22 protein-coding genes are annotated in these 23144 nt (G+C 51.6%); 16 read left to right on the top strand and 6 right to left on the bottom strand.

Annotated features, from left to right (window positions below; genetic code table 11):
- The first annotated feature begins 13 nt into the window (after positions 1-13).
- The 3 genes from ACYVC2_RS01720 (at position 14) to ACYVC2_RS01710 (ending at position 2893) form a co-directional block, all read left to right on the top strand.
- Positions 14-910, top strand: coding sequence for a LysR family transcriptional regulator (locus tag ACYVC2_RS01720; protein ID WP_461100546.1), 897 nt, complete (start codon positions 14-16; stop codon positions 908-910).
- Between the two features lie 62 nt (positions 911-972).
- Positions 973-2532 (top strand): M28 family peptidase, encoded by a 1560-nt coding sequence (locus tag ACYVC2_RS01715; protein ID WP_461100545.1) that lies wholly within the window; start codon positions 973-975, stop codon positions 2530-2532.
- A gap of 127 nt (positions 2533-2659) precedes the next feature.
- A complete protein-coding gene (locus ACYVC2_RS01710; RefSeq protein ID WP_461100544.1) occupies positions 2660-2893 on the top strand; it encodes a DUF4834 domain-containing protein in 234 nt (77 codons plus the stop codon).
- Positions 2894-2946: 53 nt separating this feature from the next.
- Here the strand turns inward: ACYVC2_RS01710 and ACYVC2_RS01705 are convergent, their stop codons facing one another.
- Positions 2947-3348, bottom strand: a complete 402-nt coding sequence (locus ACYVC2_RS01705) for a hypothetical protein (RefSeq protein ID WP_461100543.1) — start codon at positions 3346-3348, stop codon at positions 2947-2949.
- A 7-nt stretch (positions 3349-3355) separates the two neighbouring features.
- Positions 3356-3931 (bottom strand): phosphoribosylglycinamide formyltransferase, encoded by a 576-nt coding sequence (gene purN / locus ACYVC2_RS01700; RefSeq protein WP_461100542.1) that lies wholly within the window; start codon positions 3929-3931, stop codon positions 3356-3358.
- A gap of 166 nt (positions 3932-4097) precedes the next feature.
- Between purN and ACYVC2_RS01695 the strand changes: the two genes are divergently transcribed.
- The 10 genes from ACYVC2_RS01695 to ACYVC2_RS01650 all read left to right on the top strand — a co-directional run bounded on the left by ACYVC2_RS01695 (position 4098) and on the right by ACYVC2_RS01650 (position 15619).
- Positions 4098-4724: an ATP-binding cassette domain-containing protein gene (locus tag ACYVC2_RS01695; protein ID WP_461100541.1), complete on the top strand. Its 627-nt coding sequence runs from the start codon at positions 4098-4100 to the stop codon at positions 4722-4724.
- Between the two features lie 41 nt (positions 4725-4765).
- Positions 4766-5467 (top strand): peptidylprolyl isomerase, encoded by a 702-nt coding sequence (locus ACYVC2_RS01690; protein WP_461100540.1) that lies wholly within the window; start codon positions 4766-4768, stop codon positions 5465-5467.
- A gap of 75 nt (positions 5468-5542) precedes the next feature.
- Entirely contained in the window at positions 5543-6454 is a 912-nt protein-coding gene (locus ACYVC2_RS01685; RefSeq protein WP_461100539.1) for an SDR family oxidoreductase, read from the top strand.
- Positions 6451-6840 carry a tautomerase family protein gene (locus tag ACYVC2_RS01680; RefSeq protein ID WP_461100538.1) on the top strand — a complete coding sequence of 130 codons (390 nt, stop codon included), beginning with the start codon at positions 6451-6453 and terminating at the stop codon, positions 6838-6840. Before ACYVC2_RS01685 ends, ACYVC2_RS01680 begins: the two co-directional genes overlap by 4 nt.
- A gap of 3 nt (positions 6841-6843) precedes the next feature.
- Positions 6844-7107, top strand: coding sequence for a DUF167 domain-containing protein (locus tag ACYVC2_RS01675; protein WP_461100537.1), 264 nt, complete (start codon positions 6844-6846; stop codon positions 7105-7107).
- A 434-nt stretch (positions 7108-7541) separates the two neighbouring features.
- The gene (locus ACYVC2_RS01670; RefSeq protein ID WP_461100536.1) at positions 7542-8096 is read left to right on the top strand and encodes an RNA polymerase sigma factor; all 555 of its coding nucleotides are present in this window, start codon (positions 7542-7544) and stop codon (positions 8094-8096) included.
- A 21-nt stretch (positions 8097-8117) separates the two neighbouring features.
- Positions 8118-9146, top strand: a complete 1029-nt coding sequence (locus tag ACYVC2_RS01665; protein WP_461100535.1) for a FecR family protein — start codon at positions 8118-8120, stop codon at positions 9144-9146.
- A gap of 150 nt (positions 9147-9296) precedes the next feature.
- Complete coding sequence (locus ACYVC2_RS01660) at positions 9297-12911, top strand: TonB-dependent receptor (RefSeq protein ID WP_461100534.1); 3615 nt, start codon at positions 9297-9299, stop codon at positions 12909-12911.
- Positions 12912-12927: 16 nt separating this feature from the next.
- Positions 12928-14700, top strand: a complete 1773-nt coding sequence (locus ACYVC2_RS01655) for a RagB/SusD family nutrient uptake outer membrane protein (RefSeq protein WP_461100533.1) — start codon at positions 12928-12930, stop codon at positions 14698-14700.
- Positions 14701-14776: 76 nt separating this feature from the next.
- Positions 14777-15619, top strand: a complete 843-nt coding sequence (locus ACYVC2_RS01650; RefSeq protein ID WP_461100532.1) for an endonuclease/exonuclease/phosphatase family protein — start codon at positions 14777-14779, stop codon at positions 15617-15619.
- A gap of 131 nt (positions 15620-15750) precedes the next feature.
- Here the strand turns inward: ACYVC2_RS01650 and ACYVC2_RS01645 are convergent, their stop codons facing one another.
- Complete coding sequence (locus ACYVC2_RS01645; protein WP_461100531.1) at positions 15751-17463, bottom strand: amidohydrolase; 1713 nt, start codon at positions 17461-17463, stop codon at positions 15751-15753.
- A 321-nt stretch (positions 17464-17784) separates the two neighbouring features.
- On the opposite strand from ACYVC2_RS01645, the gene ACYVC2_RS01640 reads away from it, so the two are divergent.
- Both ACYVC2_RS01640 and ACYVC2_RS01635 read left to right on the top strand, forming a co-directional pair.
- Positions 17785-19005, top strand: a complete 1221-nt coding sequence (locus ACYVC2_RS01640) for an NADP-dependent isocitrate dehydrogenase (protein WP_461100530.1) — start codon at positions 17785-17787, stop codon at positions 19003-19005.
- Between the two features lie 198 nt (positions 19006-19203).
- On the top strand, positions 19204-19611 hold the full coding sequence (locus ACYVC2_RS01635; protein ID WP_461100529.1) for a Dabb family protein: 408 nt from the start codon (positions 19204-19206) through the stop codon (positions 19609-19611).
- A 55-nt stretch (positions 19612-19666) separates the two neighbouring features.
- Here the strand turns inward: ACYVC2_RS01635 and ACYVC2_RS01630 are convergent, their stop codons facing one another.
- Together ACYVC2_RS01630 and ACYVC2_RS01625 are read right to left on the bottom strand one after the other, a co-directional pair.
- Positions 19667-21349 carry a hypothetical protein gene (locus ACYVC2_RS01630; protein WP_461100528.1) on the bottom strand — a complete coding sequence of 561 codons (1683 nt, stop codon included), beginning with the start codon at positions 21347-21349 and terminating at the stop codon, positions 19667-19669.
- Between the two features lie 324 nt (positions 21350-21673).
- A complete protein-coding gene (locus ACYVC2_RS01625) occupies positions 21674-22258 on the bottom strand; it encodes a YcxB family protein (RefSeq protein ID WP_461100527.1) in 585 nt (194 codons plus the stop codon).
- Positions 22259-22409: 151 nt separating this feature from the next.
- On the opposite strand from ACYVC2_RS01625, the gene ACYVC2_RS01620 reads away from it, so the two are divergent.
- Positions 22410-22922, top strand: a complete 513-nt coding sequence (locus tag ACYVC2_RS01620; RefSeq protein ID WP_461100526.1) for a phosphoribosyltransferase family protein — start codon at positions 22410-22412, stop codon at positions 22920-22922.
- A gap of 17 nt (positions 22923-22939) precedes the next feature.
- On the opposite strand, the gene ACYVC2_RS01615 is transcribed toward ACYVC2_RS01620, so the two are convergent.
- The gene (locus tag ACYVC2_RS01615; RefSeq protein WP_461100525.1) at positions 22940-23116 is read right to left on the bottom strand and encodes a hypothetical protein; all 177 of its coding nucleotides are present in this window, start codon (positions 23114-23116) and stop codon (positions 22940-22942) included.
- Between the last annotated feature and the right edge of the window lie 28 nt (positions 23117-23144).

The following is a 23144-nucleotide window of genomic DNA, read 5'->3' as shown; positions in this document are numbered from 1 at the left end:
GACGAAAATGATTATGCTCGATTTTCGCCTGAACGTATTTTACACGGTTGCCAAACGACTTAGCTTTACCAAAGCGGCTGCCGAATTGTATGTGACGCAACCCGCTGTAACCAAGCACATCCAGGAGCTTGAGCATCAGTTCGGCACTGCGCTGTTCGACCGGCGCGGGAATCAGATTAGCCTGACCGCAGCCGGGAACGTGCTGCTTCGACATGCCGAGACCATCATGGCGACGTACCGCCAGATCGAGTTCGACATGAATGCGCTCAAAGGTGAATCGGGTGGGACCTTGCGGGTAGGTGCCAGCACGACTGTGGCTCAGTACGTGATTCCGCCGGTGCTGGCCCGCTTTCATGAACAATCCGCCGATGTGTCTATCTCGATGCTGAGTGGTAATACCGAACAGATTGAACAGCAGTTACTGAACAATGATATCGACCTGGGGCTGGTGGAGGGGCGAACGCATCATAGCGACATCCGGTACACGCCGTTTGTTAAAGACGAGCTGGTGCTGATTTGCCGGGCCGACCACCCCCTGGCCGACCGCGACGAAATTACGCTCGACGAACTGCGGGCGGTGCCGATCGTCCTGCGGGAGCGAGGGTCTGGTTCACTCGAAGTAATTGAACACGCCCTCCGGGGCGTTGGTGTACGACTGACCGACCTGACCATCGACATGCATTTAGGAAGCACCGAGAGCATAAAATCATACCTTGGCAGTTCGCGGTGCATGGCTTTCATTTCCATCTTCGCCATACAGCACGAACTCCGGGCGGGCACCCTGAAAATCCTCGACGTCGCTGGGCTCTCGATCCACCGAGATTTGTACTCCATTCAATTGCAGGGTGTCACGGAGGGGTTGGCCGATACCTTTATGCGGTTTGCCCGCCAACATTACAAGCGCGGGTAAACAAGGGCGAGGTGGTCAATCTGGATGTGCTTTTTCTTACTTTTGTGTAGAATCCAATCATCATGCAAACATCTTCTGTGCTGGCCTTGCTGACCGGCTCTGTGTTAATGACCACGTCTGTATTGGCACAGCCGCAGCCAGCTAAAAGCGGGGCGTCTCGTGGTAAAGTTACTTCATCGGCTGGGGCATCATCCAAACTCCCGGAGTTTTCGATGCCTCGTTCGGAAGCAGAATCGCACATGCGTTTTCTGGCTTCTGATGAGCTGGAAGGCCGCCGGACGGGCGAAAAAGGCAACTGGACAGCCGCCCGCTACATTGCCGAACAGTTTCGGCTGCTGGGCCTCAAACCGGCTGGAGATCAGGGCGATTATTTTCAGCGGATTAATTTCGAAAAGGTTAAAACCGCCACATCCGCCAGCCTGCTGGTCGGGAAAGATACGCTTCAGCTCGGCAAAGAGCTCGTTTTGATGGCCGGTGGCCCTACAAACACATCGGGCGAAGTGGTTTATGTCGGCTATGGACTAACCGATGGCGAAGATGGCTACAAAGGACGCGACGTCAAAGGGCGCATCGTGGTGGCCCAAGGTGGGTCGCCGGAAGCGAAAGGCCCCGGCGAGATTTTCCGGGCATCGAGAGACAAGCGGAAACTGGCTGCCGACAAAGGAGCCGCTGCGCTGATCGAGCTTTACAGCGAATCGATTCCCTGGGGCTTCGTCAACCAGTATTTCAATCGCGAGCAGATTTCATTACCGACTGAGTCAGGCGCTAGCAAAGCGGTTACGCATCTGTGGCTGAACAATGCCAATAACCAGTATAAACAGTTGAAAGAAGCCGGGCAGATGGTTACGCTTCGTACGTCGGGTCGGCCGCAAACAACGGCTCCTTCGGCTAACGTAGCCGGAATTATCGAAGGAACGGACCCGACGCTCAGGAATGAATACGTGGTACTCTCCGCGCATTTCGATCACGTCGGCGTTGGTAAGCAGGGCGGGAACGTCTATCAGCCGTCCGACAGCATTTTCAACGGCGCACGCGACAATGCGATTGGAACCGTAGCTATCCTGGAAGCAGCTAAAGCGCTAAGCGTACAGCGTCCTAAACGATCAATCCTGGTTCTGGCTTTAACCGGTGAAGAAGTCGGCTTACTGGGCAGTAAATATTATTCCGATCATCCGCTGGTGCCCCTCAGGCAGACCGTTTTCGATCTGAATACCGATGGTGCCGGTTACAGCGATACGACCCTTATCTCGGTAATTGGCCTCGACCGGACCGGCGCCCGGGCTGAAATCGAAGCGGGTGCCAAAGCGTTTGGTTTAGGCGTTTTTGCGGACCCAGCACCCGAGCAGGGCTTGTTCGATCGGTCGGATAATGTGAATTTTGCCGCAAAGGGTATTCCCGCACCGGATTTCGCGCCAGGTTTTAAATCGTTCGATCAGGAAATCGCTAAATACTACCACCAGGCCACCGACAATCCTGAAACGGTCAATTTCAACTACCTGCTGCGATTCTGTCAGGCGTATGCCTATACGGCTCGTCTGATCGCGAACCGGCCAACGCGTCCTCAATGGTCGGCTGGCGACAAATACGAAGCGGCCAGCAAGACGTTATATGGTCAGCAGTAGAGTTCTGGCAAATATGCTTTTTAGTGATAGAGCCAGCTGACCAGTCAAACCGGATAACAACCGCTCGACGAAACCGAAAACTAAACGGCGCTCCGGCGCGTTAAACTAGTACCAACAAGACGTTAAGATGCTACTTAAATATCTGTTTATCATCACGCTGATTATTTTATTCGTGCCACCCGTGCGCCGATTTGTATTTTATTTGCTGGTCGGTCGTCAATTGGTGAAAGAACAAAAAAGACAGGGCGATATTCGGGGCAAGCGGCATGAAGGAGAAGTCCGGGTTGACGCGCGTCCATCGAAAGACGACAGCTCAAGATATAAGGGCGGTGAATACGTTGACTATGAGGAAGTTAAATAGCTATTTCTTCCAAATAAAACAGCCCGCAAACTCCGACGAGTTTGCGGGCTGTTTTATTTGGCTGTCATCTCATGTTCGTGCTTATACCTGACGGCGAGTCCGGTCATCAGGTAGCCGTTGTCGGTCAGCGAGGTGTAGTATGTATACCGAACGGCTACCAGCGCATCGGCTCCCAGTTTCTTCGCCTGCATGGTCAGCCGAGATAGCATCAATTCTTTTTGCTGCATGTCGTTCCCCCGGCTCAGCATCCGGTGATTCTTTGACTGCCGGTCTGTCAGCGGCACTTCCCCCTGTACTTCCAGGTCCTGCAGGGGCTCGAAGGGCCGTTCGGGTCGCTGATTTTCGTAGAACACATCGACCGGATAATTGGGTTTATTCTGCAGATAAACCGCGGGTCGGAAACAACCCGTTACACTCACCGAAACAAGCAGGAACAGTACCCTGACTATACTCATCCGTGTATTATTTTTCGTGCGTCATTAATACTTCCTCCACGACTCTGGGGTAGTGCTGGTGTTCCAGTATCTGTACCTTGTGGGCTACGTCGTCGGGTGTGTCGGTCGGCAACACAGGGCAACTCGCCTGAAAAATCCGTTGCCCTTCATCATAGCGTTCGTTGACGTAGTGAATCGTGATCCCAGATTCAGTTTCGCCAGCCGCCACAACCGCTTCGTGAACGTAATGCCCGTACATACCCTTTCCCCCAAATTTAGGCAATAAAGCCGGGTGAATGTTAACGATTTTAGCTGGAAATGCCCGAACCAGATCTGTCGGAATCAACCACATGAATCCGGCCAGCACCACCAGGTCGACGTTCTGGTTCAGTAGGAGTTGTGTAATTCGGTCAGAGTCGTAAAACGTGGCTCGGTCGAAGAGGAGAACGGGAATATGCAGACGTCGGCTGCGCTCGATGACACCGGCTTTGGGGTTATTCGAGAGAATCAGTGAAATGTCTACCTCAGGATTATCGGCAAAATGATGAGCAATTTTCTCGGCATTGGACCCCGAGCCCGATGCAAAAATGGCGATACGTTTCAAGGGAATGAGGTTTAATGAGTAATGAATAATGGATCATGTAAAATGAATAATGTACACTGATGCAGCACCCATCATTCATTTTACATGATCCATTATTCATTACCTCTTGAGTCTCCGGCGAAATTACGGGCTTTTGTCTATTTTTGTGCGTACTCGCCCGAATCCAATGCTGGCAACCCATCAACTCACGTTTGAATACGGCCCTTCGAAACGGTTCTCGTTTCCGGATGTTCAGTGCGCCAATCGCGAAGCGCTGCTGATTCTGGGCCGCTCCGGTACCGGAAAAACCACCTTCCTGCATCTGCTGGCTTTGTTACTCAAGCCCAAAAGCGGCTCGGTAGTGATCGACCAGACCGACCTAACGCAACTGACCGTTGCTGAAACCGCGGCCTTCCGGGCTAAACACGTCGGGATCGTTTACCAGAAACCGCACTTTGTCAGTTCGTTGTCGGTGCTGGATAACCTGCTGATGGCCAACTACCTGGCCAATAAGCCTCAGGACAGAAACCGCGCGCGTGAACTGGCCGGACAACTGGGCTTCGGCGATCAACTGGGCAAGAAAACAAATCAGCTCAGTCAGGGCGAGCAACAGCGGGTGAGCATCGCCCGGGCCGTGATGAACCAACCCGATGTTATTCTGGCCGATGAGCCAACCTCTAGCCTGGACGACGAAAATACGGACCGTGTGGTCAGTCTGCTGCGTGAACAATCGGAGCAGATCGGGGCCAGCCTGATCGTGGTGACGCACGATCAGCGGCTGAAAGATGCCTTTAAGAACCGGGTCGCTTTGTGAGCCCAGTCAATCCGTTACCTCTAAGCTGTTTTCCTGAATTGATGAAGAGACTTTTATTTATTTTTATCCTGGTGCCTACCGTTCTGCTGGCTCAGAACCGGAAGAAAAAAGATTACCTGATAACGCTAACCACCGATTTTGGACCGATGCGGCTCGTGCTCTACGACCAGACGCCGAAGCATAAGGAAAATTTTATCAAGCTGGTAAATCAGAAATTCTACGACGGGCTGCTGTTTCACCGGATCATCCAGAATTTTATGATTCAGGGGGGCGATCCGAACTCGCGGAAAGCAACCGCCGACCAGCCACTGGGCAACGGTGATGTCGGGTACAAGATTCCGGCCGAATTCGTTCCGACGCTTTTTCATAAGAAAGGTGCTCTGGCCGCTGCCCGCGACAATAACCCCGAAAAAGCGTCGAGTGGTTGTCAGTTCTACGTTGTGCAGGGGCGCGTCTGGGATGAAGCCGGTCTGCAAAAACAGGTAGAGCGAATTCAGGCCATGAACGGTCGGGTGCCTACGCCCGAGCAGGCGCAGGTGTATAAAACGCTAGGTGGAACTCCGCATCTGGACGGCAATTACACGGTGTTTGGGGAAGTGATCGATGGCCTGGCCGTGGTCGACAGCGTGGCCAAACAACCGCGCAATGAAATGGATCGTCCGGTAAAAGACATCCGGATGACCGTCACCGGCGATTGGGTGAAGAAAAAGAAGATTACCAAACAGTACGGGTATAAATTTTAGTCATCAGTCGATAGTGGACAGTAGTCCGTATTAAGTCTGTTGACGATTCCCTGATAGCTATTAGTTAAAACTTTTATGAAACGTATTCTCATTACCGGCGCCAACGGACTGCTGGGGCAAAAATTAGTCGGATTGTTGATGAAGCAGCCGGATGTCGAATTAACGGCCACCGCGCGGGGCGACAATCGGCTCCCGTTTTCGGACGGCTACACGTATCGATCCATGGACATCACCGATCGGCAGCAGGTGCTGGATACCATCGGTGAAGTTCGTCCGGACGTAGTTATCCACGGAGCGGCCATGACCGATGTGGATAAGTGCGAAGTGCAGAAAGACGCCTGCTGGGCGCAAAACGTGCACGCTGTGGAATACATCATTGAAGCCTGCCGGGCAACGAATGCGTTTCTGCTGCATGTTTCAACGGATTTTATTTTCGACGGTACCGCCGGACCCTACGACGAGACGGCCGAGGCCAACCCAATTAGTTTCTACGGCTGGAGCAAGCAGGCGGGCGAATCAGCCGTGCGGCATTCGGACATACGCTGGGCCATTGCCCGAACGATGCTCGTGTACGGTATTGCCCACGATATGAGCCGGAGTAACATCATTTTGTGGGTAAAGAAATCGCTTGAAGACGGTAAAAACATCAAGGTTGTAACCGACCAGTGGCGCAGCCCGACGCTGGCAGAAGATCTGGCGATGGGATGCTACCTGATCGCCGACAAAGAAGCTGAGGGAATTTTCAATATCTCCGGCAAAGGCGTTCTGACCCCCTACGACATGGCTATTAAAACAGCCGATTATTTTAGCCTCGATAAATCACTGATTACACCCGTCGATGCCTCTACGTTCTCGCAGGTCGCGCGTCGGCCTCCGCGTACCGGCTTCATCCTCGACAAAGCCCGGACGGTACTGGGCTACGACCCGCACACGTTCGAAGAAGGGATTGCCGTGCTGGCGGGCCAACTAAAACCCGAAGTAGCGTGAGTCAGGTAAAAATATACGGTGTTCGCGAGCAACTGCTGCCCATCCGGAACCAACTGTCGGACGTGATTCACGGCTGTGTAGTCGAAGCGCTTCAGTTTCCGGAAAACAAACGCGCGCACCGCTTTTTCTATCTGGACAATGACGATTTTTTTCGGCCGGCTACGGCATCCGACCGCTACATCATTCTGGAGTTGATGATGATAGAAGGTCGTACGGTCGAAACCAAAAAGAAGCTGATTCACCTGCTTTATGCACGCGTTACGGAGCAGCTGGGTCTGGCAACTGCCGATCTGGAAATCTGTATTCTCGAAAGTCCGGCGCATAACTGGGGATTTCGGGGAATGACGGGCGACGAGATCAAGCTGAATTATAACGTCAATGTGTAAGCGGTGACTCTGCACCTGAAAGTAAAACCCGGCAGCAAACGGGACCAGCTGTTTTATGACGCTGCCGGACAATTGAACGCTAAAATTAAAGCACCCGCCCAGGACGGGAAGGCAAACGCTTACCTGATCGAGTTTCTGGCGAAAGAATTCAAGCTGCCCAAATCGAGCCTGACCCTCGTAGCGGGCTTTACCAATCCGCACAAACGTATCGAAATCGATGGTGATCAGGCCGCTATTCAGACGGTTCTCGGCCAACTGGAAAAATAGTAAATAAGCAAAAAAGTAACCTGGTCATGAACCGGTTGAACCCCATTGCCCGAATGGATATGGCTCAATGCTATACCTGTTCCGGCGATGGGGTTTTATGTAGCATGTAGGTTGAGATACCACATCGGTTCAGAGATTTTTGCGTCTGTTCTTCCTGCAGTAACTATTCAGAATTTTGGAAAATGTCTGAGTTTGTCATTCCGACGAAGGAGGAATCTTAGAGACAGTCAACCCTTAAGATTCTTCCTTCGTCGGAATGACAAACTCAGCGTCTGACCCATATTGGGGTACCTCAAGTGCGGATCTTGGAGAGCTTTATAGCCTCAAAAAATCAAATTTTCACCACCTATATTGTATTTATCGTATAATTTTAAAAATTATTTAGGGATTATGCGCCTTAAATTGACTACCCATAAATTTTATCACTCAGTTCAATGAAGGCAGGATTTACCGATGCGGAATTGATCTGTTCTCTCAAAGAAGGCAGTCAGAAAGCCTTCGCGGAGATCTACAATCGCTATTGGTACAAGCTATTCTGTGTGGCTTACCACGAAACCGGTAGCCGCGAAGACGCCGAAGAGTTAGTACATGATCTGTTCGAAAGCCTGTGGAACAAACGGGATCAGGCAGTTATCCGGCACCTGAGTGCTTACCTGGTCATTTCCATCAAACACCTGGTGACGAACTACATCAAATCGAAAATTACGCATCGGCGCTACCAGGAGTATCTGATTCTGCACGAATTGCACCAGGCCGAGTCGACGGACGAAACGGTCCAGTTTTCGGATCTGTCGAAAGCCGTGGAGGAGGTCATGAAAAAGCTGCCCGAGAAAACCTGCGAAGTATTCAGGCTCAGCCGGTTCGAGAATAAGCCCGTCAAAGACATTGCCCGCCAGTTGAGCCTGTCCGAAAAGGCTGTCGAATACCACATTACCAAGTCGCTTAAAGTATTACAGGGCCAGCTCAAGGTCTATCAGTCGGATAATTGATTCGCAGCAAACGCACACCCAATGAACCAGTACGATTTCGATAAATTGGTTGAGAAGTACCTTGCGGGCCAGAGTAGCCCGGGAGAAGAAAAACTACTTCACGAATGGTCGGAAAAAAAGCTGGAACAAAGTGCGTCCCCCCTCGATCAGGTCGAGCAGCGGGTTATCGGGGAGCAGATATGGAATCGTCTTTATCGACACACGCTTCGTCGCCAGCCGTTTCTGATCCGTTGGGGTGGGTGGGTGGCAACTGGCGCGGTGGCCGCTTCTGTTGTGCTTTTGCTGATGGCCGGTAGTTTATACTGGAAATGGCCGGTGCGGCCATCAACGGGCGCGGCTGTGGTTGCGCAGGGGGAAGCGGTGGAGCAGCCCCACACGATTTCGATAAAAAATACGACGGATAAAGCGCAGCGAATCAGTTTAAAAGACGGAAGCGCAGTTGTGCTGAAACCACGAAGCAGCCTAAGCTATCCCGAACGGTTTGGTGATAAAACCCGGCAGATTTATTTGCAGGGCGAAGCGTTTTTCGATGTCAGGCGCGACCCTGCCCGGCCGTTTATGGTGCATACGGGCGCGCTGATAACGCAGGTACTGGGTACCAGCTTCACCATCCGCTCGTACGACGAAGACAAAGCCATCGAAGTGCTGGTAACCCGGGGGCGGGTATCGGTCTACGAATCATCGGAAAAGTCGGTCAGCAGCCGCAACGGAGTCATTCTGATTCCGAACCAGAAAATTACGTTCGACAAAGCCTCACAAAAGCTGACACCGGGTCTGGTCGAAGTGCCTCAACTCGTTCAGCCGCCCGAAACGCGAACCAGTTTCGTGTTTGACAAAACCCCACTCACCCAGGTATTTGCTGCCCTGAACAAAGCCTATGGCGTCGAAATCCTGATCGAAAATCAGGCGTTGAACCGCTGCATTTTCAACGGTGACTTAAACGATTTACCGCTCTTCGTACAGCTGGATCTAATCTGTAAATCCGTCAACGCAACCTACGAACGACGAGGTACGACACTCTTCATTCATGGCGAAGGATGCCTTGATTAGTTATCAAAAGCTTAACATAACAGCGCCAGAGTTAACCAGCCGGTAATATGGGAAAACCTACTTTTGCGGCACCAAAAACTAGCGCTGAAAAATGGTCAATAATCCCTCATATGGCTTCTTTTAGCGGTTTTTACTCAATTTCCTACTAGTATGATGAGACGAATACACGTAAAAAAAATTCTGCTCGATGGTCTGAAACTGACGGTAGTACAGCTCGTACTGTCCGTTGCTTTCTGTGGCTTACTGTTTGCCGAAAATACCCTGGCTCAGGAGGTGCTCAACAAAGAAGTTTCGTTGAGAATGGAGGCCACCGAAGTCTGGAAAATATTGAACCGGCTCGAAAAACAGGCAGACGTCAAGTTTGTGTATAGTGCAAACAGCATTCGGGCCGACCAGAAAATGTCGGTCAACGTATCGAACAGCAAACTCTCGAAAGTGCTGGACGATTTATTCAGTCCACTGCGGGTTTCGTATGAAGTAGTCGGTTCGCGCATTCTGCTCCGCAAAAAAGTAGCGGAATCGTCGTCGTTTATGTTGCCAACCATTCAGGCGCTTCCGGTATCGGCGGTAACGAGTGCCGATCAGACCGTTTCGGGTACCATCAGCGACGACAAAGGCGAGGTGCTACCCGGTGTGAGCGTGGTGGTGAAAGGTACCCAGCGCGGAACGACCACCGACGCGAAGGGCCAGTATCGGATCACAGTTCCGAACGGGTCGGCCACGCTGATTTTCTCCTTCGTAGGCTATCTGCCGCAGGAAGTGGTCGTGGGTAATCAGAGCGTTATCAGTATTACGCTGAAAGTCGATTCGAAGTCGCTGGAGGAAGTGGTGGTCGTGGGGTACGGCACGCAGAAAAAAGTAAACCTGACGGGCGCCGTCGATCAGGTTACCAGCGAAGTGCTCGATAACCGCTCGCTGCCGAACCTGAGCCAGGGGTTGCAGGGTACCATCCCAAACCTTAACCTGGTAATGGGCGACGGAAAACCCATACAGTCGCCGACCTACAACATCCGCGGTACCACCTCGATTGGGCAGGGCGGGAGCGCACTGGTGCTGATCGACGGGGTAGAAGGTGACCCCAGCCGTCTGAATCCCAACGATGTAGCCACGGTTTCGGTGCTGAAAGATGCCGCGTCGGCCGCCATTTACGGGGCGCGGGGTGCGTTCGGTGTCGTGCTGATTACGACTAAAAGCCCGACGAAAGACCGGACTAGTTTTACGTATTCGGTCAATCACTCGATCAAAAGCCCCACGACGGTTCCCAACTACGTGACCAACGGCTATACGTTTGCCAAGATGTTCAACGAAGGCTGGTCGGCCTGGAACGATTATTCGCAGACGCCACAGAACATCAATAAGACCGTAAAGTTTTCGCCGGCTTACCTGACCGAGCTGGAGCGCCGGAACAACGACCCGAGCTTACCTAAAACCGTTGTGGACCCGACCACGGGCGAGTATGTGTACTACGAAAATATGGACTGGTACGGTGAACTGTACAAAAAGAGCACCAGCGCCACCGAACACAACCTGTCGTTTTCGGGGAGCAGTGGCAAAGCGGATTTTTACGTAACGGGCCGCTATTACAGCCAGGACGGTATTTTCAAGTACAACTCCGACGATTACAAGATTTTGAGTCTTCGGGCCAAAGGATCGATCCAGATTTATCCGTGGCTGAAAATTGGCAACAACGCCGATTTCTCGTCTATGAAATACCACAACCCGCTGAACGTGGGTGAAGGTGGTAGTATATGGCGGAATATTTCCGACGAAGGCCATACGGTTGCCCCGCTCTTCAACCCCGACGGAACCCTAACTTACTCGGCTGCGTACACCGTCGGCGATTTCTGGTACGGCAAGAACGGCATCGATATGGACCGGCGGGTATTCCGGAATACGGCGGATTTCTCGACGAAGTTCTTCAACGATAAATTTCGGGTAAACGGAAACTTCACCTTCCAGACGACCGATAACAACGAATATCGGACCCGCGTGCCGGTGCCGTACAGCCGCAAACCGGGGGTTATCGAATACGTAGGGACGAACACGAACGATCTGCAGAATATCTACCGCGAAACCCTCTATACGGCCACGAACCTCTACGCCGAATACGAACCGCGCTTCAACCCGAATCATTACGTGAAAGTATTGGCGGGTTATAACTACGAACACTCGAACTACCGGCGGCTCGAAGTAGTACGAAACGGACTGATTTACGAAAACGCCAAAGATATCAACCTGGCGCTGGGGCAATCCATAACCACAAGCGGTGGCATGGAAACCTGGGCCATTCTGGGCGGTTTCTACCGACTGAACTACTCGTATAAAGACCGCTATCTGCTTGAAGCCAACGGGCGTTACGACGGCTCGTCTAAATTCCCGACCAGTCAGCGCTATGCTTTCTTCCCTTCGGTATCGGCAGGCTGGCGCGTGTCGAATGAGCCCTTCTGGAAAGTGTCGCCCAAAGCAGTTACTGATTTGAAAATCAGGGCGTCGTACGGTTCTCTCGGTAATGGGAGCATTAGTTCCTACGCCTTTCTAGAGCAGTTCAACATTACCCAGTCGACCCGGGTGCTGAACGGCGTGAAACCGCAGACGACCCGGCAACCGACGGTTATTCCGGACGGGCTGACCTGGGAAACCTCCACGACTTCGGACCTCGGCCTCGACCTGGGGATGCTGAACAACCGGCTGGTTTTTACGGGCGATGCCTACATCCGTAAAACAACCGGGATGTTTACGACCGGTATGACCCTGCCCGCGGTGTTTGGAACGACGGTGCCCAAAGGTAACTACGCCGACCTGACCACCCGTGGCTGGGAAGCGGTGCTGACCTGGCGGGATAAATTTCAGGTGGCGAGCAAACCGTTTAACTACGAGGTTCGTCTGACGATGTCGGATTACCAGGCCACTATCGACAACTTCAACAACCCCAACAAACGCCTAACCACTGATAACTCGACCTACTACGTCGGCCAGAAAGTGGGCGAGATCTGGGGCTACGAAACGGCAGGCTTTTTCACCTCGGCCGACGACATTGCCCGGTCGCCCAAGCAGAATCTGTACAAAGCGTCCAACACGGGTCAATTGCTGCCGGGCGATATTAAATTCCGCGACCTCAACGGCGACGGGGTCATCAGCTATGGCGACAATACGGTGGCTAACCCCGGCGACCGGCGCGTGATCGGTAACACTACCCCACGTTACACCTACGGAATTATGCTCGGTGCCGACTGGAACAACTTTTTCTTCTCGGCTTTCTTTCAGGGCGTCGGCAAGCAGGACTGGTATCCAGGGTCCGAAGCGGCTATTTTCTGGGGGCAGTATAACCGGCCCTACAACAAAATACCGGAGTGGCAGCTGGGTAACATCTGGTCGGAAGATAACCCGAACGCGTACCTGCCGCGCTACCGTGGTTACGTAGCTCAGAATAGCTCCGGCGAACTGGCCCAGACCCAGACGCGCTACCTCCAGAACGCGGCCTACCTGCGGATGAAGAATATCCAGATCGGCTACAACCTGCCCCGGCCGCTGATCCAGAAAATCGGTATGAACAGCGCCCGCATTTTTGTATCAGGCGAGAACCTGCTGACCTGGTCACCGCTGTATAAGGTTACCCGTGATCTGGACATCGAAAACATCGGCCGCTCGGATACGGTGTTGAATCCATCGACCAACGCCAGCGATCCCAATAACGGCAGCAGCGGAAACGGCAATAACTACCCCATCCTGAAAAGTTTCACCATGGGATTATCGGCCACGTTCTAATCTTAAACGAATCATCATGAACACAAAATACAACTGGCTCGTCCTGATCATTCTTTTCCTGACGGGCTGTAGTGAACTGGAACAGGTACCGCAATCTACCGCATCGAAAGGCGCTGTCTTCAGCAGCACGGGTGGTCTTGATTTATACGTCAATTCGTTTTACGACAACCTGCCCGGTGCCAGCGATATCCACGAAGGCGACCAGATGGCCGATTATGCCGCCCGGACCCAAATACCCGATTTTCTACGCGCCGGAGCCTACGGTCCTCAGCAAAGCACCGGCTGGGACTGGACAGCCCTGCGGAACATCAACTATTTCATTGCCAACTGCAACAGCCCGTCCATTGCACCCGATGTGCAGCGCCATTACATCGGTCTGGCGAAGTTTTTCCGGGCCTGGTTTTACTTCGAGAAAGTAAAGCGTTTCGGCGATGTTCCCTGGATCAACAAAGCCATGACCGTTACCGATCCGGATTTATATGACGCACGCGACCCCAGGGCGATGGTAATGGACTCGGTACTGGCCGACCTGAATTATGCCTGCGATAACATCAAAACCACGAGCGATAATACCCGGAGCCTGATCACGAAATACGTAGCTTATGGGTTCAAGTCACGCGTTTGTCTGTTCGAAGGGACGTTCCGAAAATACAGGACCAGCTACAACCTGGGAAGTACCGCGGATAAATGGCTGACCGAAGCGGTGAATGCTTCCGACAAAGTCATGAAAGAGGGTGGCTTCAGCCTCAACGAAACGGGCGGTACCGAAAAATCGTACCGGCAACTGTTCACCAACACCACACCGGTTACCAATGAAATTATGCTGGCGGTCGTTGCCGACCCGACGCTGAGCGTGTATAATGACGCTAACTGGTGGTGGACCAGCGCAACTTATGGCGCACGGGTGAGCCTGATCCGGACGTTTGTGAACACCTACCTGAACATCGATGGTACCCCGTTCACGGATAAGCCGAACTACCAGACCCTGACGTTTATGGAGGAGGTAAAAGGCCGCGACAAACGCCTGCAGCAAACGATTCGGGCGGGTAACTATACGCGTACCAACGCTGGTGCTACCGAACCCGCTCCGCCGGTGTTCTCCTACACCTATACGGGCTACATGCCCATCAAATGGTCGCTGGACGACGTGTATTACGACGGCGGTTCGCGCAACATCAACTCCATTTCGATGATGCGGTACGCCGAAATCCTGCTCAACTACGCCGAAGCCAAGACCGAACTGGGCACGCTGAGCAACGAAGACTGGGCGAAAACCATCGGCGCGTTACGGAAGCGGGCCGGCATCACAAACGGCCTGACGACCAAACCAACGGTAGTCGATAATTACCTGAAAACGAATTATTTCCCGGATATTTCCGATCCTGTTCTGCTGGAAGTACGTCGGGAGCGCGGTATCGAACTGGTGCTCGAAGGATTCCGTTTTCCGGATATTATTCGTTGGAACCGCGGACCGCTGATGGAACAGGTCTGGAATGGGTTTTACGTGCCCGCGCTGGATAAACCGCTGGATCTGAACGAAGACGGTAAAGCCGATGTCGTCTTCTACAAAGTGAAACCTGCTACCCAACTGCCCGGCGTTACCTACGTCAACGTAGCTGAAACGGTCAATGGGGTGGCTAATCCGCAACGGCTGAAAAACGACACCTACGGCGAACTGACCTGGCTGGCCAATATTCCCCGCAAATGGGACGACAAGTTTTATCTTTACCCCATTCCGTCGAATGATTTGCTGATCAACCCGAAGATTGGTCAGAATCCAGGCTGGTAAACCAACGTACATATGTGTTCTGACGGGCCAGTTTCGCCGTCAGAACACAAACATTCACTTTATAAACTCAACAGAAATGCGCGTAGTGATTCTTCTTGTACTAGCTGCTATGGTGGCTGCTCCCACGGCTTTTGCCCAGAAAAATGACCCGATTACGGTTGCGACCTATAACCTTCGCTATAAGAATAAAAACGACGGTCCCAATGCCTGGGAAAACCGGAAGGAGAATGTAAAGGGGCTGATTCAGTTTCACGAATTCGACATTTTCGGCACCCAGGAAGGTCTGCGTGAGCAGTTGAACGACATCGCCGAACTAAAGGGGTTTGCGTTTATCGGCGTCGGGCGCGACGATGGCAAGGAAGCGGGCGAACACTCGGCTATTTTTTACCGCAAAGACCGCTTCAAAGTGCTGCAGTCAGGCAATTTCTGGTTGAGCGAAACACCCGACAAGCCGGGTAAAGGCTGGGATGCCACCTGCTGCAATCGCATTTGCTCCTGGGGAAAGTTCAGCGATCTGAAAACCAAAAAAGACTTTTACTTCTTCAGCGTTCACTTCGACCACCAGGGGGTAGAAGCTCGTCGGCAATCGGGGAAATTGATGGTAGCCAAGATCAAGGAAATTGCCAAAAACGAGCCGGTCATTCTGACCGGTGACTTCAACTCGACGCCCGAAACGGAGCAGATCCAGACCGTCCAGACCCTGCTGAGCGATTCACGCAGTGTGTCGGCCACGCCGGCCTACGGCCCCGAAGGCACCTTTAACAGCTTTAAATTCGATGCGCCGATGGACAAACGGATCGATTACATTTTCGTCAGCAAGCAATTCAATGTGCTGAAATATGGGGTGCTGACCGATGCCAAAGAGCAGCGTTACCCATCGGATCACCAACCGGTCATGGTGAAAGTAGTACTGAAATAATACACAGTTGAAGGTTATTTATAAAAAAAGCTGCCTGATCGGATCAGGCAGCTTTTTTCGTTCTGCTGCTGAAGGAAATAGCTACATCATGACACGTTAAGATGCTTCCTTCGTCAGCATGACAGAAAAAACTATTCGGAGCGCGACGAAGAAACTTTAGCTGCGGCCGGTTTCTCTTTGTCTTTTTCCAACTGCTTTTTCACGGCTTCGCGCTGATCGTCGCGGACGGTTGGGTATTTGATGCCCAGTTGTTCCAGATACGTTTTGTTTTTAGCCGGATCATAATAGAACGGCTCCAGCTTCGGCTTGAACTCAGCCATGATCTTTTTATTCAGGTAGATGGCCGGTTGCTCTTTGGGCGAAATCAGCGGCTCGTATTTAATATCTTTGGTCTGTTCGTCTTTGTAATACGCCCAGGCTTCTTTGATGATTTCGGGTTTGAGCAACAGGTCTAGCAACGTCATAGCCTCGGCTTTGGCACCGTACACAACCCCCTTATGCGCAATGGGCGTTGCCATCGAAATGGCATTGGCCCAGTGGTGACCCGGCAGGCCGGGAATGTTACTCGGATACCGCAGAACGATGGTCGGTAAAGACCACGAAATATCGGCGATATCGTCGGAACCACCGCCCATGGGCGTCATTGCCTGACCTCCCATCATCACAACCGGTGCCGACGAGGTTGGCATGCCCATCGAATCCAGTTTGGTCGCCAGACCGCTCATTTTAGGGGCCTGTAACTCCAGCTGCGACGCCCGCGCCAGCAACTGATCTTCTTCAGACCAGGTGGGCAGGCCCACTTTTTTGATGTTCTCGTAAGCCGCAGCAGCCATAACTTTGTTCGTATGTACAGGCCAGGCCGATCCAAGAATTTCGTAGCTGAACTTCGTATCGGTCATCAGGGCCGCTCCTTCGGCAATTTTAACCCCTGTTTCGAAGAGTTTCTTGATTTTCGGATACGTCCGCTCGCGGAAATAATACCACACAGCAGCTTTCGAAGGAACTACGTTCGGCTGGTCGCCACCGTCCGAAATCACGTAGTGCGATCGCTGGGTCAGTTCGAGGTGTTCGCGCCGGAAATTCCAGCCGATGTTCATCAGTTCGACCGCGTCCAGGGCGCTCCGTCCGCGCCAGGGCGCTCCGGCTGCGTGGGCGGCCTGCCCTTCGAAATTGAACTTGACCGATACCAGACCGTTGTTGCCGTTGTCGCCCCAGGAAACGCCCAGGTTGTTGCCGACGTGGGTAAAAATGCAGGCATCGACATTCTTGAAATAACCGTCCCGAACGTAAAAGGCTTTGGTGCCGACAAGCTCTTCGGCCACGCCCGGCCACAGCATCAGCGTACCCGGAATTTTTTCCCGTTCCATGAGCTGCTTCACGGCCAGCACCGCTACGATGTTGAGCGCCTGACCGGAGTTATGGCCTTCGCCGTGGCCAGGAGCACCTTCGACAATCGGGTCTTTATAGGCAACCCCCGGTTTCTGGCTTGCTTTCGGAATACAGTCGATATCGGAGCCAATGGCAATGAGTGGTTTGCCCGATCCCCAGGTTGCAATCCAGGCGGTTGGAATACCAGCCACACCTTTTTCTACCTTAAAGCCTTCTTTTTCGAGCAGTCCTGTCAAATAGGTAAATGACTCTTCTTCCTGGAATCCCAGTTCTGCAAAGCTGAACAGCTTGTCGTTGATTTGCTGGGCCAGGTCTTTGCGTGATTCAACGGCCGCTACGGCTTCCTGTTTCAGTTTTTCAAGTTTGTCGACTGACTTCGCTCCTTTTTTAGCCTGTCCGAAAATAAGGGCAGGCATGAGCAGAAGCCCAATTAATAGATTAGTACAGTTTTTCATGAAAAATGCCAAATTTTGTAGGGTATGATTGAGTATAACCTCCTAAAAATACGGAAATTATCCTCATTGATAATTATATTATTTCTCATCTCAGCTGAATTCCCACCAGACGCATGAGTCAGTTTTGTTTCCTGGTTAGTATGAGCTGTGTGCAGAAATGCTGGACAAACAGGATCAGCTACTATCGTCAATTCGTGTCCTGTCCTCGCGAAGCTCGCGGAAGAAGCGACACCCATCTTTGGGCGATATTCACTACTTTTGCGCCGGGCCGCCGGGCGGCTAAGTTTTCGTATCGTTTTCAATCGTTTATACCAAAGTCAAATGGAAAAAATTAAAGTGGCAAATCCGGTTGTCGAACTGGATGGCGACGAAATGACCCGTATTATTTGGAAGTTTATTAAAGACAAGCTGATCCTGCCCTACGTCGACGTTGACATTAAATACTACGACCTGGGCATTGAATACCGCGACGAAACCAACGACCAGGTAACGATTGACGCGGCCAATGCCATCAAACAGTACGGCGTCGGAATTAAGTGCGCAACCATCACGCCCGACGAAGACCGTGTGAAAGAGTTCAATCTCAAACAAATGTGGAAGTCGCCGAACGGTACGATCCGGAACATTCTGGACGGTACCGTGTTCCGCGAGCCGATTGTGATGAGCAACGTACCCCGTCTGGTAACCAACTGGACGGCTCCGATCATCGTAGGCCGCCACGCTTTCGGCGATCAATATCGGGCTACGGATTTTCTGGTACCGGGCGCGGGTAAACTGACCATGAAATTTGAAGGTGCCGACGGTACGGTTCAGGAATACGAAGTCTTCAACTTCAAAGGTCCGGGTGTAGCGATGGGTATGTACAACGTCGACGAGTCGATTCGGGGCTTTGCTCTGGCTTGCTTCAACATGGCCTTGCAAAAAGGCTGGCCGCTGTACCTGTCGACCAAGAACACGATTCTGAAGAAATACGACGGCCGTTTCAAAGACATCTTCCAGGAAATCTATGAAGCGCAGTTTAAGGCGAAGGGCGTTCATTACGAACACCGGCTTATCGACGATATGGTGGCTTCAGCACTGAAGTGGAACGGCAACTTCGTATGGGCCTGCAAAAACTACGACGGTGACGTTCAGTCGGATACGGTTGCCCAGGGCTTTGGCTCGCTGGGTCTGATGACCTCGGTGCTGGTTACACCCGATGGGCAGACGATGGAAGCCGAAGCGGCCCACGGTACCGTCACGCGTCACTACCGCGAATACCAGAAAGGGAACAAAACCTCGACCAACCCGATCGCGTCGATTTATGCCTGGACCCGTGGGCTGGCTTTCCGGGGCAAACTGGACGGTAATCAGCAACTGATCGATTTTGCTAATGCACTGGAACAGGTATGCGTCGAAACCGTTGAGAGCGGCAAAATGACGAAAGATCTGGCCATTTCGGTTTATCCGAGCGATACGAACCTGGTTGCCGGTGAGCATTACCTCAACACGGAGGACTTCCTCGAAGCGCTGGATACGAACCTGAAAGCGAAACTCTCGTAACCGCATCGGCGGCCTGGCAGCATTTTTATGATTTGACTGACTATGGTTGTTGCTTTCAACGAAAGCGCTATGAAAATCATAGTCAATCAATAAAATCACAAAAATCCAGCCGGGCCGCCGATGCGGTTCATTTTCCAAGTGCCACTCAAAGTAGGGTGGCACTTTTATTTTCTTTACCCGACAAACCGATATCGAATTATGAAACACATCTTTGCCGCCGTAGCGCTGACCCTGTTGTCCATTGTCGCTCACGCCAACCCATCCAGCAACGAACCGCCCACGAAAAAAATGAAAACGAACGTTGTCCAACACATCGTGCTCTTTAAGTTCAAGCCCGAAACGACTCCCGAGAAGCTAAAGGAAATTCTGGCTGCATTCGAAGCCCTGCCCTCCAAAATCAAACAGATCAAAGGGTTTCAGTGGGGCACCAACAACAGTCCTGAAAATCATGCGCATGGCCTGACCCACGCCTTCATTCTGACATTCGATTCAGAGAAAGATCGGGATGCTTATTTACCGCATCCGGCGCACAAAGAATTCGGCACCATCGTCGGGCCCTGGCTGGCCGACCTGACCGTGGTCGATTTCACGAATCAGGCGAAATAAGAACCATGTACTGTTCCTGCTGGCATTCCGTTCTGGTTCGTCAGCAGGAACGAACCTAATGCACGGCCTGATAACGGTCGTTGCGCACAAACAGCCGGACATCGTCTACCAGGCCTGCATAGGTGTAATGGGTAGCAATGACCTGCTCCAAGGCCTTGTTGATTTCATACCCCTGCGTTTTACGATCCGACAGGTAAAAGCCCTGCTTTCCGACTACGTCGACGAAAACAGGTGGTAACGAACGCAGCATGTTGGCCGCATACCGTTTGTGATAAACGGGCTTCAGGGTTTTATGCTCGATACTGCGAATCGTATGGTTTTCGGCGACGGCCTGCGGCATCTGAAGCCGAACGTAATAATCGTTGTGCCAGCCCCAGACAGCCAGTGTTTCCCCCTTGTGACCGTATTTCGAAATTGCCCTGGTGATGGTGTTCTGTGGGAGAACCCACCCGCCCTGCTGGTCGCTGGCAAAGGGATTCAGCGACTGATGCCGCCGATGATCAATCAGTAACCTGATGCCAAACGTACTTACGAAGGCAATGATCAATATTGCTGCAGATACCTGTGAAAAAGAGGTTCGGAAGCTGTTCAACAGGAAGGCAAACAGCAGCATCAATGGACCGAACACGTAATACAGGTAGTGGATAAAATAATTGCCGGGAAAAGTAACCGTATAAAAAGCGGTCAGCAGGACAAGTAGCAGAAATAGAAAAGGCAGTCGGGAATCGATATCGATTTTAAAACGACGGCTTGCGGTAAGCAACCAAAGTAGGCAGAAACCAGCCAACAGCGTAAGTAGCCAGGCAAATTCGCTGGCGTTGAGCAGAAAAAGTCGAAATCGAATGACTTTCTGGAAAAACGTAAGCGGTTGGCTATACGAGAGGTTGTCCCGTATGTAGAAATTAACAAAATCGTCGAACAGTCCTTCGGCATACATCCAGGCTATGAAAGCGAGAGGAAAAGCTACAGCCCCGCCCATAAGTACCAGTAATTGCCGCCCTTTCTGACCAGCCGACCGGGTTTTATTGGTCAAAATCTGATACACCACGAACAGGCCGACGGCACCCGCCAGCAGTAAGCCCTGAATTTTCTCGAACGGAACGAGGCTACACAAAAATCCGATCAGCAGAAGCTGTCCGGTTGTTTTGTCGGGTTGTTTATACTGCGTAATCACCAGGTAATAAAGCCAGCTCAGGGTCGTTACCGAAAGCAATTCGCTACTATAGAAGAGAAAATCGTAGGTTTTGGGCAGCCCCAGCAGAAAAAGGAAAGGAATGAGCGCCAGCCGGGCCGCTCTTGATCCAAACAAAAAACGAGCTGCGTAGAAGGTGAGACCGAAGCTCACCGCCAGCAAAACAAACGCTACCGAGTGAGCTGTGATATAATCGAAAGGCAGTCCCAGCAAGCGGGGCAATACCAGCAGATAACTCGTCAGCGGACCGCCTGTCGTGCCATCTACCGATCGAAAGTAAACCGGGTCGTACCACAAGGTCAACGCCTGGCTGATGATCTGGCTCTCGTCGATGTTGATTTCTCCATTGTAAACGATGCTGGGTAGCCGCATTAAAAATAGCGTCAGGAAAACAATTGCCAGGAAGAAACGATCACGCTTAACGAAGGCTAACCAGGTATATTTTTGAATGAACTTGTCCGGCAGGAATACCAGTAGCACCAGCCCCCATCCCATCGCATACATCAGCAATAAGTATACTATAGGTGAGTTATTAAAATTTATCATGCACTATGGTTAATCGATGATTGAGGAGGAAGATTTTCTGGCAACAAACGAACTTACTGATAAAGCGAAGTTGCCATGGTTGTATTCAAGAGACTCTGATTCTGCAAATAATCATTTTTTTGACAACAGAATCGGTAATCTCGATTGCGATATTATTAAAAAAATACCACGTATGATAAACTATCGTCTGCGAACGAGCGATAATCGGCGCCTGGAGTGGGCCTGAGCAGTTTTTAAGAAACGCAAAGAGAAACCCTGCGGGCTGTAGCTATTTAGTGGCTACAGCCCGCAGGGTTTAAAGGATAAGACGGGACTAAAAACGCTTTACTTTACCACTTCGGCAGGAACCCCGCCCGGCAAAAGTCCTTTCCGCTTTAACAAGGCATCGGTAAAACGAAGATCGTTTTCGCTGGTGAAAATGTTGAATGGCAGGTATAGGAACTGCGCTTTGGCTAGTCCTTTGGTTACCGTTTTGGCAATCCAGCTGGCTTTGACGTTCGCCATGGCCTCGGTATTATCCAGAAACAGAATGTAAGCGTCTTTGTCTTTAATGACGTTGTTGATCTGGGTCCATTTCAGAATCCCGCCCTCTTTGGCATTGATGCGCATCAGAATCTGGCGGCTGTCAATTTCATAAACATATTTCTGAAACAAGGCTTTACTCTGTTCCATCTGAGCGATACCCGTAATCTGAACGGCCCAGAACAGGACGTACAGAATGGTCAGCAACACGACGACAATGTAAATCCAGTAGTTCGGATATACGTTGGTCAGGTTTAGAACAACATTCAGAAAAATGGCGGCCAGGGGCACAAACGCCCATTTCCAGTTGTCTTTTACCCACTGGCGGAGGGCAATATTAATGTACGTTTTTTGATCTAAGGCGTACTTTTTGGTTTTAACAATCATAGCTACTTCTACATGAACAGACAAAGATACGGCGAATTAGAATCGATGCGGTATACCAGCCCTACCAGGAGGCCCGTTCAGTATGATATATTTCGTTGCCGAACGGCTTTTTCTCATCTTTACGGCGTGAATTGTTTTTTCGGATTGCTGCATGAACACCGCCCTACCAACGCTTGTCCTGAATCCTGAGCAGATACGCCAGAAAATCAGACGAATTGCTTTTCAGATCTACGAAAATAATTTTGAGGAGACTACCCTGGTGCTGGCGGGTATATCGGGGGAGGGGTACGTGCTCGCACAAGCTCTGGCAAAAGAACTGAAAGCCATTGCGCCGTTTACGGTCAATTTGCTACAGCTCCGGCTAGACAAAGGCCAACCTACGCAGCCGATCGTTCAGCCGGATCTGCCCGCCAGCGAGTATGCGGATACAGTCGTGGTGGTAGTCGACGATGTGTTGTATACAGGGCGAACCCTGGCTTTTAGTTTGCAGCCCTTTCTGGTCATGCCGGTCCGTAAACTACAGGTAGCGGTGCTGGTCGACCGGAACCATCCACGCTACCCGGTGGCCGCCGATTACAAAGGGTATGAACTAAGCACCACCCTGACCGAACACGTTGAGGTAATCCTGGGTGATGAGGAGCGGATGGGTGTGTATATGCGCTGACCGATCGGTCAGTTTGCTCATGATCTCGTACTGCGGATCAGACTGATTCCCGTAAAGAAGAAAATACCACCGAGAATCAAATAGACAAATGAAGCCTGGGCAACACCGCCTTTGGTAAAATCGATACCACCATAGACCAGACCGATCAATCCTACCAGCGTAAGGATGATTCCGAAGATACTTTTCACGTTCATACGTCGAGTTCGTTTAGTATAACTATCA

It is taken from the genome of Spirosoma koreense, assembly GCF_054777875.1.
Note: the sequence above shows the minus strand (reverse complement) of the source record. Positions and strands in the feature narration are given on the sequence as shown.

What these genes read in the sequence shown, in the direction of transcription:
- ACYVC2_RS01630 (WP_461100528.1), bottom strand. Translation starts at nt 21,349, where the DNA reads ATGATAAATTTTAATAACTCACCTATAGTATACTTATTGCTGATGTAT.
- ACYVC2_RS01665 (WP_461100535.1), top strand. Translation starts at nt 8,118, where the DNA reads ATGAACCAGTACGATTTCGATAAATTGGTTGAGAAGTACCTTGCGGGC.
- ACYVC2_RS01690 (WP_461100540.1), top strand. Translation starts at nt 4,766, where the DNA reads ATGAAGAGACTTTTATTTATTTTTATCCTGGTGCCTACCGTTCTGCTG.
- ACYVC2_RS01660 (WP_461100534.1), top strand. Translation starts at nt 9,297, where the DNA reads ATGATGAGACGAATACACGTAAAAAAAATTCTGCTCGATGGTCTGAAA.
- ACYVC2_RS01655 (WP_461100533.1), top strand. Translation starts at nt 12,928, where the DNA reads ATGAACACAAAATACAACTGGCTCGTCCTGATCATTCTTTTCCTGACG.
- ACYVC2_RS01615 (WP_461100525.1), bottom strand. Translation starts at nt 23,116, where the DNA reads ATGAACGTGAAAAGTATCTTCGGAATCATCCTTACGCTGGTAGGATTG.
- ACYVC2_RS01670 (WP_461100536.1), top strand. Translation starts at nt 7,542, where the DNA reads ATGAAGGCAGGATTTACCGATGCGGAATTGATCTGTTCTCTCAAAGAA.
- ACYVC2_RS01715 (WP_461100545.1), top strand. Translation starts at nt 973, where the DNA reads ATGCAAACATCTTCTGTGCTGGCCTTGCTGACCGGCTCTGTGTTAATG.
- ACYVC2_RS01720 (WP_461100546.1), top strand. Translation starts at nt 14, where the DNA reads ATGCTCGATTTTCGCCTGAACGTATTTTACACGGTTGCCAAACGACTT.
- ACYVC2_RS01705 (WP_461100543.1), bottom strand. Translation starts at nt 3,348, where the DNA reads ATGAGTATAGTCAGGGTACTGTTCCTGCTTGTTTCGGTGAGTGTAACG.
- ACYVC2_RS01645 (WP_461100531.1), bottom strand. Translation starts at nt 17,463, where the DNA reads ATGAAAAACTGTACTAATCTATTAATTGGGCTTCTGCTCATGCCTGCC.
- ACYVC2_RS01685 (WP_461100539.1), top strand. Translation starts at nt 5,543, where the DNA reads ATGAAACGTATTCTCATTACCGGCGCCAACGGACTGCTGGGGCAAAAA.
- ACYVC2_RS01635 (WP_461100529.1), top strand. Translation starts at nt 19,204, where the DNA reads ATGAAACACATCTTTGCCGCCGTAGCGCTGACCCTGTTGTCCATTGTC.
- ACYVC2_RS01640 (WP_461100530.1), top strand. Translation starts at nt 17,785, where the DNA reads ATGGAAAAAATTAAAGTGGCAAATCCGGTTGTCGAACTGGATGGCGAC.
- ACYVC2_RS01710 (WP_461100544.1), top strand. Translation starts at nt 2,660, where the DNA reads ATGCTACTTAAATATCTGTTTATCATCACGCTGATTATTTTATTCGTG.
- ACYVC2_RS01625 (WP_461100527.1), bottom strand. Translation starts at nt 22,258, where the DNA reads ATGATTGTTAAAACCAAAAAGTACGCCTTAGATCAAAAAACGTACATT.
- ACYVC2_RS01650 (WP_461100532.1), top strand. Translation starts at nt 14,777, where the DNA reads ATGCGCGTAGTGATTCTTCTTGTACTAGCTGCTATGGTGGCTGCTCCC.
- ACYVC2_RS01695 (WP_461100541.1), top strand. Translation starts at nt 4,098, where the DNA reads ATGCTGGCAACCCATCAACTCACGTTTGAATACGGCCCTTCGAAACGG.
- ACYVC2_RS01620 (WP_461100526.1), top strand. Translation starts at nt 22,410, where the DNA reads ATGAACACCGCCCTACCAACGCTTGTCCTGAATCCTGAGCAGATACGC.